At 49.6% G+C, this 12,335-nt stretch carries 11 protein-coding genes; 5 read left to right on the top strand and 6 right to left on the bottom strand.

Going from position 1 to position 12,335, the window contains the following annotated elements:
- Window positions 1-2: 2 nt before the first annotated feature.
- On the bottom strand, window positions 3-2,501 hold the full coding sequence (locus tag FPE01S_RS20080) for a TonB-dependent receptor plug domain-containing protein (protein ID WP_046370882.1): 2,499 nt from the start codon (window positions 2,499-2,501) through the stop codon (window positions 3-5).
- Between the two features lie 83 nt (window positions 2,502-2,584).
- Here FPE01S_RS20080 and FPE01S_RS20075 point away from each other — a divergent pair, with 83 nt between their 5' ends.
- The 4 genes from FPE01S_RS20075 (at window position 2,585) to FPE01S_RS20060 (ending at window position 7,872) form a co-directional block, all read left to right on the top strand.
- Window positions 2,585-3,070, top strand: coding sequence for a GNAT family N-acetyltransferase (locus FPE01S_RS20075; RefSeq protein WP_046370881.1), 486 nt, complete (start codon window positions 2,585-2,587; stop codon window positions 3,068-3,070).
- Between the two features lie 236 nt (window positions 3,071-3,306).
- A complete protein-coding gene (locus FPE01S_RS20070) occupies window positions 3,307-5,679 on the top strand; it encodes an ABC transporter permease (RefSeq protein ID WP_046370880.1) in 2,373 nt (790 codons plus the stop codon).
- A gap of 27 nt (window positions 5,680-5,706) precedes the next feature.
- On the top strand, window positions 5,707-6,633 hold the full coding sequence (locus FPE01S_RS20065) for a UbiA prenyltransferase family protein (protein WP_046370879.1): 927 nt from the start codon (window positions 5,707-5,709) through the stop codon (window positions 6,631-6,633).
- Between the two features lie 102 nt (window positions 6,634-6,735).
- Window positions 6,736-7,872, top strand: coding sequence for a glycosyltransferase family 4 protein (locus tag FPE01S_RS20060; RefSeq protein ID WP_072054025.1), 1,137 nt, complete (start codon window positions 6,736-6,738; stop codon window positions 7,870-7,872).
- Here FPE01S_RS20060 and FPE01S_RS20055 read toward each other — a convergent pair.
- From FPE01S_RS20055 to FPE01S_RS25165, 5 genes are all read right to left on the bottom strand, one after another.
- The gene (locus FPE01S_RS20055; RefSeq protein ID WP_046370877.1) at window positions 7,844-8,500 is read right to left on the bottom strand and encodes a response regulator transcription factor; all 657 of its coding nucleotides are present in this window, start codon (window positions 8,498-8,500) and stop codon (window positions 7,844-7,846) included. The genes FPE01S_RS20060 and FPE01S_RS20055 overlap by 29 nt on opposite strands.
- Window positions 8,501-8,519: 19 nt before the next feature.
- Window positions 8,520-9,266: a sensor histidine kinase gene (locus tag FPE01S_RS20050; protein WP_046370876.1), complete on the bottom strand. Its 747-nt coding sequence runs from the start codon at window positions 9,264-9,266 to the stop codon at window positions 8,520-8,522.
- Complete coding sequence (locus FPE01S_RS20045) at window positions 9,227-9,883, bottom strand: hypothetical protein (RefSeq protein WP_046370875.1); 657 nt, start codon at window positions 9,881-9,883, stop codon at window positions 9,227-9,229. The genes FPE01S_RS20050 and FPE01S_RS20045 overlap by 40 nt, the downstream gene beginning before the upstream one ends.
- Before the next feature lie 2 nt (window positions 9,884-9,885).
- Window positions 9,886-10,239 carry a hypothetical protein gene (locus FPE01S_RS20040; protein ID WP_046370874.1) on the bottom strand — a complete coding sequence of 118 codons (354 nt, stop codon included), beginning with the start codon at window positions 10,237-10,239 and terminating at the stop codon, window positions 9,886-9,888.
- 201 nt (window positions 10,240-10,440) lie between these two features.
- Window positions 10,441-11,226, bottom strand: coding sequence for a fibrobacter succinogenes major paralogous domain-containing protein (locus FPE01S_RS25165; protein WP_052956054.1), 786 nt, complete (start codon window positions 11,224-11,226; stop codon window positions 10,441-10,443).
- A 254-nt stretch (window positions 11,227-11,480) separates the two neighbouring features.
- Between FPE01S_RS25165 and FPE01S_RS20030 the strand changes: the two genes are divergently transcribed.
- Window positions 11,481-12,335 carry an endonuclease/exonuclease/phosphatase family protein gene (locus FPE01S_RS20030; protein WP_046370873.1) on the top strand — a complete coding sequence of 285 codons (855 nt, stop codon included), beginning with the start codon at window positions 11,481-11,483 and terminating at the stop codon, window positions 12,333-12,335.

Here is a 12,335-nt window from a genome sequence, read left to right as displayed (position 1 = left end):
TGTCATTTTACCTCATAATAAAATACCTTCCTGCCTGTCTTTCCGGATTCCGTAATGCCTTCAATCGTGATGCGGAACCTGCCCTTTTCATCAGAATGGAAGAAACTGAAGGTTGCCTTGCCCTGGTCATCTGTTACGAGATTCGGTTCCCAGTAAAGGGTGGTACGAAAATCGGGAGCCGGAGACATCTTTACTGCTGAGTAGTCCGGTCCGCGAAATGCCGGGCTCAGGTAATATCCCTGTGCGGCGCCCGTGGTAGCGGAAGATTTCACGACATTTTTGATAGCCTGTTTTTGTTTGGCATTATAGTCGATGGCGCCGGTTTTGGTGGTGATGATGATGATGCCATAAGCTCCCCTGGAACCATATACGCTGGTGTAGGCACCACTCCGCAATACTTCAATGCTTTGAATGTCCTGGCCATTGATATTCCTCAGATCTGTTCCGGTCTGGGTAAGCGGCAGTTCAACGCCGTCACGGATGATCAGCATGGGGCGATCAGCGGGGGCGCCGCTGGAATATGCCATCAACACGGGTGTAGCGTTACGGTCGCCCGGTGGCCATAAAACGTTTTTGATGATCACGCCGCGCAACAACCCCTGCGCACACATGCCGAAATCATGGCAATATTCCAGTTGCTGGTAGGTTACAACCTGGTCAGCTTTTCCAGGACCGTTCAGATTGCTGGAAGGGGCTACGGCTTCTTCTGTCGCCGATAATTTTTTTCCTTTCACTTCCACCGCCTTTAAGAGCTTTACGTCATCAGCCCCTTTTCCTTTACCTGATAATGCCATTACTTCCTGCCGCCGCAGCTGGAATTGTAAAAAAGCGGTGTCCGCATCATCAGTGAGGGGCGCCGGATTTTTACCGGGCTTAAAGGGGACAATCGTATCCGGAACAATGTAAACCGGACTGCTTCCGGAGGCGGGTGCGCCCTGGATCTCATAAGTAAGGGAATCAACATAACTCAGCGGGCCGAACCGGAACCTGCCTTCTTCATTGGCAATTGTATCCAATGCGATATTGGTACCGCTGGTGGAGACGAGGCTGACCTTTCCATTCGGAGCCGGCTGCCGGTTTTTTGAAATAAGGGTTCCGCTGATAAATAGCGACTGCTCAGGCAAATGGGAAACAGGAGGAAGACTATCGGACAAAAGCTGTTTCCAGGGTATTTGCTTCCAGTTATGGGTAAGCATGAGGTCGTCAAGGTCTCCCGGGGGAACGGTGCTTCCATCTGCCGGGAAATAATGGTGGATGTTTTCTATATAGTCTGTAACATCAGAGAGCAGTAGCATCGCCGCTGTGATGGGGAGGGCGCGGGTTTCCTGGGCAGGCAATTCTTTTACACTGGTGACCGATACCGAGAAGCTGCCGAGCACGGGTTCTTCGCGGTGGTCGTTGACGGTCAGCTGGCAGGTGACTTTACTTCTGGTGGCATATATGGGCTTGTCTGGTTCGAGATTGAATTGCAGGCTGTCCCTCGGCGGGATGAATACCATTCTTTCTGCAACCGGATGGAGGTTCTGGTCAAACAGGGTCCATTGCAGGATGCCGGGTGCGAAACGCCGCTTGGAGAGGACGGCGGTGATGCCAGCTGAATCGGCTGTGTTCCTTGCAATGTACACCACTTTCCCCTGTTGTTGAGCAATCAGTATATATGGTTTCCCGGCAGTACCGAAGCTGGCTGCGACGCGGATCACGAGCTTTCCGCTGTCTCCATCCCTGATGGCAAGCGTGTAGCCTTCCCTGGCTGCAGCCGGCAGGTTTTTGTGGGCAATGCTGTTGTCGGGGTAGCGGACGATTATTTTGTATTGCCGGTCTGCCTGCGGAAGGAAATCAAAATGCCCGATACCGGCATGCCCCGCTGTTGCGGTGGTGACGATGCGATCGAGATTATCCACCAGGGTTACTGCAGCGGGAACACTCCAGCCAGTGGCTTTACTGCTACGAAACGCGATGCGGGCAGGCTGTCCGTTAATAAGATTGTTGCCTTCGATGAAAACGGAAGTTTCGTTAGGTGCGGCCTCCGGCTGATTTTTCTTCGCGGGATGCACTGCCGCAATGCGCATGGTCCGGTCGAAAAAGAAGACAGGATTGAAATTCCGCATCCATGCGGTATAGGCCACGAAACGGAGTGGGCCGGTAATCAACTTGCCATCCAGCGGTATGCTGCCATAGGCAATGCCATCTGATACAGCCAATGTCATGGACCGGATCTTTTCATTTGCGGAATTGTAACAATCCAGGTAGGCTATCCTGCTGATAGCTGTGGGTTCATGTTTTTCGGCAGTGACCGTGTACAGCTTAAAGAATACTGTATCGCCGGCGCTATACCAGGTTCTGTCAAACTGAACGAATACTTTCTCTCCGGGGAAATTCCTGTGATATGCCGACACTTTTGCCAGCAGTTGAGCCAACGGGTCAGGATCGTTGTTGCCGGAATCAGCTCCATGGAACAACAGTATAACGGTAAACAGCCGGTTAAGAAAAATGGCAATCATGATGTCAGTTTCAGCAATCTGGTTTAAATTAAAAATTAATTGCCTATAGAAAATGCAGTGATACAATTCGTAAATAAATTGATATGATCCGGCACAGTTCCGAAGACCAGGTTCAACTCAGGGAAGCAACTGAAGACGACCTGAAAATATTGCGTGCGTTTGAGCAGGGCGTTATCGCGGCGGAACGCCCGTACGATCATACGATCCGGCCTGATCCGATCCTGTATTACAATCTTGAGTATATGCTTACTGCGCCGGAGATCCGGCTGGTGATCGCCATGGCAGGGGGCATCCCGGTTGGGTCAGGCTATGCCAGGATTGAAGCGGCTGACCGGCATTATCTCCTGCATGATCGGCAGGCTTACCTGGGATTTATGTATGTGTTACCGGAATACCGGGGGCGCGGCATCAACCGGCTGATCCTGGATGAACTGAGCCGGTGGGCGACAGAGAATGGCGTACAGGAATTGCGCCTGGAGGTATATGCTGGCAACAGCAATGCCATCCGTGCTTACGAGAAAGCCGGTTTCAGCCAATTGCTGATCCAGATGCGAAAGGCTGCCCGATAAGCGGTCAGCGCTCATCCCGGGTACAGGTGATCTCACAATCGGGGTGCTGGGAATGGAAGTTTGTGGCGGTTGAACACAGCGCATTACAACCATATACTTATCTAGTGGGGGAATTCTTTCCCGGACTGTAACTTTTCCTTCTATGGCGCGTCCCACCCCGTAATATTCATGCAGGCTTAATACTGTAGCACGAATATATTCGTAGATTCAGACGTCCAAACGCACAACTGCCACCCATGATCAAAAATTTTTTTAAGGTTGCTTTCCGCAATCTTCGCAGGAGCAAAGGTTTTTCAGCCATCAATATCATCGGGCTTGCCATTGGTATGGCAAGTGCGATGCTGATTCTGCTCTGGATTCAGAACGAAGTGGAGTATGACCAGTTCCATGTAAAGAAAGACAGGATCTATGAGGCCTGGAACCGTGCGCATTTTGACGGAAAATTGTGGTGTTGGAATACAACCCCGAAAGTACTTGGGCGTACGCTGGAAAAGGATCTGCCGGAAGTTGAACGTTCTGTCAGGGTCAACTGGCCGAGCAGTTTCCTGTTTTCCGTGGGGGATAAGCGGATCAAAAAAAGCGGCAATATGGTGGATACCGGCTTTTTGCAAATGTTCAGTTTTCCGCTGGTAAAGGGGAATCCGCATACGGCACTCAACAGCATGTATTCCATCGTGATCACGGAGAAGCTGGCTAAAGCGCTGTTTGGCAACGAGGATGCGGTAGGCAAGATTGTAAAAGTGGAAAACAAGGATAATTTTACTGTTACGGCAGTAATGAAAGACCTGCCCAACAATACCCGTTTTAACTTTGAATTCCTGTTGCCCTGGTCATACCTGATTCATCGCCAGGAAGATGATTCCAGTTGGGGAAATAACAGCACGCGCACTTATGTGTTGCTGAAAGAACATACCAGCCTGGCTTCTGTTGCGCCGAAAGTGAAAGTGCTCAAGCAGCAGTATGAAGAAGAAGCCAAAAAAGACAAGTGGGAAATGTTTCTTTATCCCATTAGTCGCTGGCGGTTGTATTCCAGCTTTACCGACGGCGCTGAAGACAACGGCGGCAGGGCGACTTTTGTAAAACTGTTCGGTACCATCGCCTTGTTTATCCTGCTGATCGCCTGTATCAATTTCATGAACCTTAGTACCGCAAGAAGTGAAAAAAGGGCCAAGGAGGTTGGCATCCGTAAGGTGGTGGGAGCGAACCGCGGTTCGCTGATCTCGCAGTTCATCGGTGAGTCGATCATCCTTGCCTTTGTGGCGGCGATATTTGCGATCATAATTGTCGAATTCAGTCTGCCTGCCTATAACCGGCTTACCGATAAAAAGCTTTTCATTGATTTTGCGGACTGGCGCACATGGACGGCCATTGGAAGCTTTATACTGGTGACCGGTATACTCGCCGGCAGTTACCCGGCATTCTTTCTGTCTTCCTTTCAGCCGGTGAAAGTGTTGAAGGGGACGTTCCGGAAAGTGAATGCCCTGATCACTCCCCGGAAAGTGCTGGTGATCCTGCAATTCACCTTTGCCATCATACTGATCATCTGCACCATCATCGTCAAACAGCAAATTGATTATGCCCGCAACCGTGAAGCGGGATATAACAAGGATAACCTGGTGTATCATTTCATGACGGGGGATATTCCGAAGAATTACGCGCTGATCAAAAATGAACTGATCAGTTCCGGTATCGCATTGTCAGTGGCCAAAACCAGTGCGCCGATGACGGAGAGCTGGAGTGATGGCTGGGGCCAGGAATGGGAGGGAAAGGATCCCAATGATAAAACAGATTTCGCGCGGTATGTGACCGATGAGGGACTGGGAAAAACCGTGGGTTTACAGTTTGTGATGGGCAGGGATTTTGACCTGAAGCAATTCCCCACAGATTCTACCGGGATGATCATCAATGAGTCGAGCCTGAAGGTCATGAAATTCAAGGATCCTATCGGTAAGATTGTGAAAGACAACGGCATCGAATGGCATATTGTAGGAGTGATCAAAGACTTTATCCTGACGAATCCCTACGAGCCAACCAGGCCCATGCTGATCTCGGGCGCCAAAAACGACTGGTTCCAGACCATGCAGATCAAACTGAACGGAGCGCGTCCGACAGCACAGAACCTGAAAAATGCAGAAGCCATCTTCAGAAAATACAACCCGGAATATCCTTTCGAATACCAGTTTGTAGATGAGGAGTATGCCCGCAAGTTTGAAAATGAAGAACGGCAGGGTACACTTGCCGCACTGTTTGCCTGCCTGACGATTTTTATATCGTGCCTGGGACTGTTCGGCCTGGCGACCTATATGGCTGAGAACCGGATCAAGGAGATTGGCGTTCGGAAAGTGCTGGGTGCATCGGTAAGCGGCATTACCGCTTTGTTGTCAAAAGATTTTGTGAAGCTGGTGGTGATAGCGTTCCTGATCGCTGCGCCACTGTCATGGTGGGCGATGCATCACTGGCTCCAGGACTATAATTATCGGGTGGACATTCAATGGTGGGTTTTCGCAGTGGCGTGCCTGTTGTCGGTAGCAATTGCGGTAATTACAGTAAGTTACCAGGCGATCCGGGCGGCGATGTCTAATCCCGTCAAGAGTCTTCGTACAGAATAACTGGTGGTAATGCAATAAATTCGTCCCATGCGTTCCGTATGGGCCGGATTGCGGCAACTTCCCCTGGTGACCGGATTTTTTTACGGGAATTATTTTTATGGCTGTTGTGCCATCGCGCTATCCGTTGAAGCAAGTCTTCAGCAGCAATATCCCCTGAACAGCTGGCCTTACTATGTGCTGGTGTTTCTGGGTACAGTATTGTTCTACAGCCATCCCTACATTATTCGTCCGGCCAGCCTGGCTGTGCATGCCCGGAACCGCTGGTATCACCGGCATCATCGGTGGCTCACTATTCAGCAGGTCTTGTTTACGCTTGCCCTGGCAGTGGCACTTGCAGCATTTGCCTGGCGACATGCGTCTTCGCTGGCAGCGTGTACCCTGAAAGACTGGCTGCTGATCGGTGTATTTCCGCTCACAGCTGCCCTGTACTATGGCTCTGCCTGGTTATTCGGCGCCTACAACCTCCGGCGGATCGGCTGGCTGAAGCCATTTGTGATCGGCTTTACATGGGCAGGTTGGGTGACGATTTATCCTCCATGGTTCTATGAAATCAGTCATTCATCGAAATACCCAATAACCCTGATCGGGTCTTTTCTCTTCCTGAAAAACTTCATGTTCGTGACGTTGCTCTGTATCATGTTTGACGTGAAAGACTTTGCTGAAGATCACCGTCGGAATATCAGGACGATTGTGGTAAGACTGGGGCTGCGAAAGACTATCTATTTCGTCCTCATACCCTTATCAGTGCTGGGGCTGGGCGCTTTCATCTATTATGCTGTCAGCCGCCATTTCCACCCGGTAAGGATTGGTCTCAACATTTTACCCTTTTTGTCGCTGATTCTAACGGCCTTCTCTCTGCGAAAACGGCGTTCGTTGCTTTTCTACCTGGTCGTGGTAGATGGTCTGATGCTGGTAAAAGCTATTTGTGGTACCATTGCAATGTTGTACTTTTAAAGGGCAATCCCCCTAATTCAACCCTGTTCGTCGGAAAACATCCTGTTTAGTAGCAAGTAGGTGGTATGGTTTTTTTTAATGTGTAGAAAACCGGGAACCAGCATGCAAAGGGGAGAAAATTCTGTATTTGTCAAAGTCCTCCAGATCGGAGAGGACCACGTCGATTTTCGGGGAGGGATCGGTGCAGTCATTGCGTCTTACCAGAGATTCCTTCCGCAATTCCAGTCTATCTGTAGCCATCGTCCACTAAGTTCACTCGGAAAGATAATTTGTTTTCTGCGGGGTTACCTGCGTTTGTGGTATACGCTCGTTACAAGGCCTTCGATCAAAATACTACATATACATGGATCTTATGGTGCCAGTGTTTACAGGAAGGCAGTGATTGCTTTTACAGGCAGGTTTTTCTTCAGAAAGAAGATCATCTACCATATCCACTCTTCAGAGTACCTGACAAAGTATGATGCCGGTTCGGGGGTATACCGGAAACTCTGCCGTTACCTGATTGAGCGGGCTGATGCCGTGATTTGCCTGACGCCATACTGGAAAGAGGCTTTCAGCAAAAAGTTTGCAACGCGGAGGATCCGCGTGGTCTATAACATGATCGCCCCGCCTGACAAAAAGATCCAGGTACAGCAGCGCGTAGCGCATCGTCCGCTGGAGTTGCTGTTTATGGGATTGATTGACCGCAAAAAAGGTGTATTCGACCTGGTGGAGATGGCGAAAGAAAAAAAGGATGAGCTGGAAGGTAAAGTGGTATTCCGGCTGGGCGGTGCTGGAAAAACAGATTCCCTGAAAACTGCTATTAAAAAATACCAGCTCCGGAACATCATTGACTACCGTGGCTGGATAACCGAAAGTGAAAAGAACGGCTATTTTGATGCTGCCGATGTTTATATCCTGCCGTCACATAATGAAGGCCTACCAATCAGCATATTGGAAGCGATGAGTCATGGCTTACCGGTGATTGCTTCGAGGGTTGGCGGCATTCCCGAGATCATGCAGCACAATGTAAATGGCTTCCTGATTGAAAAGGGAGATGCAGCGGGGTTGCTGAAAGCAATCCAGCGGTATGAAGGCAATAACGCGCTGCTGAAGGAACATAGCGAAGCTTCCCTTCGACTGGTGCGCGCATTTTATCCTGAGAATATAGTTCCCCAACTTGAGGCGGTCTACCGTGGACTGCTTCCGCTGCAGGAAAAAAAACTCCGGCCTAAATTTTATACAACCCATTGCGAATAGCATAGACTACCAGACCGGCAAGATTTCGCACATCCATCTTTTCGAATATCCGTTCGCGGTGAGTTTCTATAGTGCGCTGGCTCAGTTCCAGTTTTTCCCCGATTTCCTTGTTAGAGTTTTCCTGGCACAGGTAAAGGATGATCTCCTTTTCCCTTTCCGTGAATTCGGGACGGGCTTTTTTTCTTAGTGGATTGAACTTACTCCCTGCGATCAGGCCCGCCAGTCTTGCAGTTGTTTTTATACAATAATAAGGTTCCCCGGAAATCACCGTATGAATGGCTGAAATGATCTCGTCTTTACCGGTATTTTTTACGATATACCCTTTGGCGCCTGCTTCCAGCATTTCGACAATAAGGCTGTCTTCATCAAACATCGTCAGTGCGATAACGGGTGTATTCGGGAGGATGTCCTGCAATTGGCGGGTAGCTTCAATGCCGTCCATTCGTGGCATATTGATGTCTGTAATGATCACGTCGGGGCGATGCAACACGGCCTTTTGAACCAGTTCCTGTCCATCCTGAGCCTCATCAATGAAAAGAATGTCCTTCTCTTTACGCAGCATGGTCTGAAAGCCTAACCGCAATAGCTCATGATCATCGGCTACGATCAAACGAATCGGGTGCGACATGGTATTTTCGAGGTTTGAATCAGCAGGGCAATACGATCCGGTAACTGGTTCCCTTACCCGGTGCGCTGTCAAGGTACAGCTTCCCGCCGAGAATTTCCGCGCGGCTTACAATATTGTTCAGTCCCAGGCCAGCGGGCATCTGGGCGAACTGGTCGGGATTAAATCCCGTTCCGTTATCTTTTGTGAGGAGCGTGAACTGATTGTTCCGGTGTTGCCAGCTGATTTCGAGTATGGATGCCCTTGCGTGTTTGATGGTATTGTGAATGATTTCCTGCACGATCCGGAAGAGATGTACACGGGATTCATCTGCCAATCCGGGCATATCCCCCATGTCTAACCGAATTTCCAGACCCGAGCTGTTCGATATGGCTTTGCAGAATTCCTGTACTGCAGTCGGCAGACCTTTCCTGGTAAGCGCTACAGGCAACAGGTCGCCCGAAATTTCCCGGATCCTGCCGAGTAACTGGTCCATCTGTTCATGAACGGCGCGCATCGTTTCCCGGTCATCCTGGTCCGGAAGGTCGAGGCTGCTGGTCTGGAATTTAATGGCCAGCAGGCTGGGGCCAAGTTCATCGTGAAGGTCGGCTGCCATGCGCTTGCGCTCTTTCTCCAGGGTCTGGATCTCCGTGCGCAGTTTCTCGTTGAATAATTTCCGGTTGATGCGCTGTTGCCGCAACAGCGTAATAAAAAAATACAGCAGGATAACGCCAAGGGTGCACGCAACAATCAGTATAGCCTGGTATAAGGTTGTTTCCTGTCCGTCCATATAAGGGCGTAGCCGAAAAGCAGGTTAATGGAAATAGTGATAAAGTTCAAAATTACATAAACCTGTGATCGGAAATCAGGAGAATTATTGAGACCCGAGATCCAGAACGCCTGCACCAGGAGTTGGCAGGTAAAATATATAATGAAGCCGGCGGCAATAATGAACCCTGAATGTTGCAGCAGGTCATCATGTGCCGACAGGAAGATCTGATTGAGGTACCTGACCGACATCAGGACCACCACGAGTGCATACAACAGGTTGAACCAGGTAAGGTTGCCGCCGAGGTGCCCGGAAATCAAGGGTTCCAGCATCCATCCGGCCAGCAGCAGGCAAACTACGCCGGTAAAAAGCCGGGGCTGGCGGTGAAATAGTTTCCAGCGGCGGAACTGCCAGGTATACAGGAGTGCTTCCGGTAATAACAAGAGGTTGCAGATCACCGTGAGATCGGCAGGCAGGCATACGCAGCAGGCCGATACAGTCAGTTTTACTATACAAGATACCAGGATGCACCAGAAAAATGGCCGGTATTCCGGAAGGATTTTCTTCCGGAAGAAAAATGCAATCGTGGCAGGTATCAGGACACTTAATCCGGAAATGCTGGCTATAAGGGAATACATGTTCAGGAGTTCAACCGGGAATCCGGTCCGCAATCGGGTGGACATCTTCGGCTATCGGTCATCAGCAATCCGGCCTCCAGCATGTCCCTGTTTTGGGTGTCATAGCCGATCACGATTTGTTGCACTTCACCATTCTCTTTCATGGCGGAATACAACCTGATACCCGCGCATCCGGGCTGGGCCAGCAGGGCTTCAATCCGGGCGCGGTCAAAACTTTCGGATTCTGCTACCAGGTGCTTGTATTTAAAATCCGGCAGAAGCAGGTGGTTGAAATCACGCCGGAACCTGCGGGTCATGTCAGCAGCGTCATCCACACTGACGGATTCAGTAAGTTCTGTTAGTGGTTTACTGGTCATACGGCAAGGTGTAAATAAATCATGACTCGCCATTCAGTATAAATACGGGCATAAAAAAAACCCTTTAAGAAAAAGGGTTTAACTCAGTGGATCAGAGGCAGGTTCAATGATTAGCGGTATCCGTTTGTTGCATCCCAAAAATTATCCGGAAGCAAGCTAATCAGGAAAAATGTTTTCTGGTTCAGTATTTATACGGAAAGGTCAATCTTTTACGCATCGCACGGAAAGACCGCCTACAGCTGCATAAGAGCTGAAATAACCAATTATATCATAGTCGTTGTTAACCAACAGTGGGTTGCCGGCAAACATGTTGGTCGAGAGGCAATAGATCATGGAGGGATCTCCTTCCCACTGCACACTTGTCCAGAATCTTGTACGCTGTGATTTACCGGCAAAAACGCCTTCTGAGTTTCTGTCGCCCGCCGGGAAAGCAGAAAAGCCACTGCTGTTGGTTGCGTCATCATTGGGTGCCTGCCAGAGACCATCGCCTGCAGTAAGGTTACCCGTGGTCTTCATCTTACTGGCCGCAGTTTCACAACCACCCAGTGCACGACCCAATTCGATCCATTCCTGTTCAGTGGGAATGTGCCAGCCTTTGGGTGCCAGCCCGCGCGTATCGCTTACAGCGTACCAGTTGTATAATTTGCCGTAGGGAAGATTGTTGGACGTGTTATTATCATAGTAACACCATGCGCCTTTTGTGGTAGCTGTAATGGTGTTTTTCCATTCTGTTGCGTTGCTCACATTCGGAATTGCCTGTCCGTTCCTGTATCGGGTAACGCGAAGATTTTCTGCCATCCACACTTTGTCGCCGATTTTCACGGTCCTGTAGCTGTTGCCATCAACATCTACGCATTTTACCTGTTTTTTGTCACCGGATTTCTTAAGAGCGAGTTCTTCGAGATTAAGGAGCTGGTCAGTCTTCGTGCAGGAGAATAATAAAATGGCGGGTAAGCCAAGCAATGGTAGGGTAGATCTGAGATTCATTTCGTGGTGTTTTAATGGTTACGATACTCAGGTCGTTCCAGGAAATGAATTTGCTCGGTTTTTGACAGGATTTTTCGATAAGGCGGTAAGCGGGATAAATGTAGAGAGAAAAAACAGTTCACGCAATACCCCCTAAGGGTAATCACTGATCCAAACTCGTTATGGAGCTGGTTTTATGCGTAAAAATGGCAAATTGTTGTGGATAATTATTTCAGACTTTCGATAATTGGACCGCGTGGAATGTACTTTTGGATATGAAAAAGCGCTTACTCCAGGTACTGCTCAGCCTCCTGTTTTTGGGTAGTTCCGGACTTTCTTCAGTGTCTGCCCAGACGATCAGGATGGCTAGCTACAATATCCGTTACGACAACCCGGGTGATTCCGGCAACCTATGGAAGGACCGATCACCTTACCTGGTCGCCCTTGTACGATATCATGATTTTGATCTCTTCGGTACCCAGGAAGGCCTGGAACACCAGCTTCAGCTGATGCAGGATTCTCTCAGGGATTATGACCGGTTTGGTGCCGGCCGCGATGACGGCCGGCAGGCGGGTGAACACAGTGCCATATTCTATAAAAGGTCCGTTTTTGAACTATTGCGTTCCGGTAATTTCTGGCTTTCGGCCACTCCCGACACGCCGAGTATGGGCTGGGACGCAAAATGTTGTAAACGGATCTGCTCCTGGGTGGAACTCCGCCACCGGAAATCAGGCAAAAGATTCTTTTGCTTTAATGCCCATTTTGATCATGAAGGCGTTGTTGCCCGTGAGGAAAGCAGCAAACTTATATTGCAACGCATCAGATCGATTGCCGGTGACGCTGCCGTGATCTTCTGCGGTGATCTGAATGGAAGCCGCTCATCCGGATGGTATCAAACCGTGATCAGGTCAGGATGGTTGCGTGACAGTTATTCGGATGTGCAGTTTCCCTATGCCAATAATACTTCGTTCAATGGCTGGGGTAGAGCGCTGAAAGGGAATGAAGTGATAGATCACATCTTTGTTAATAATGCATTCAGGGCAGTGCAGTGGGGCATACTTACTGATACCTATTTTGGCAAATTCCCTTCTGATCATTTCCCTGTGCTGGCGTTGCTGCAATTCCGGTGA

Source organism: Flavihumibacter petaseus NBRC 106054, assembly GCF_000974785.1.
Taxonomy (GTDB): Bacteria; Bacteroidota; Bacteroidia; order Chitinophagales; family Chitinophagaceae; genus Flavihumibacter; species Flavihumibacter petaseus.
The sequence above is the reverse complement of the archived record's forward strand: the minus strand, read 5'-3'. Positions and strand labels throughout refer to the sequence as shown.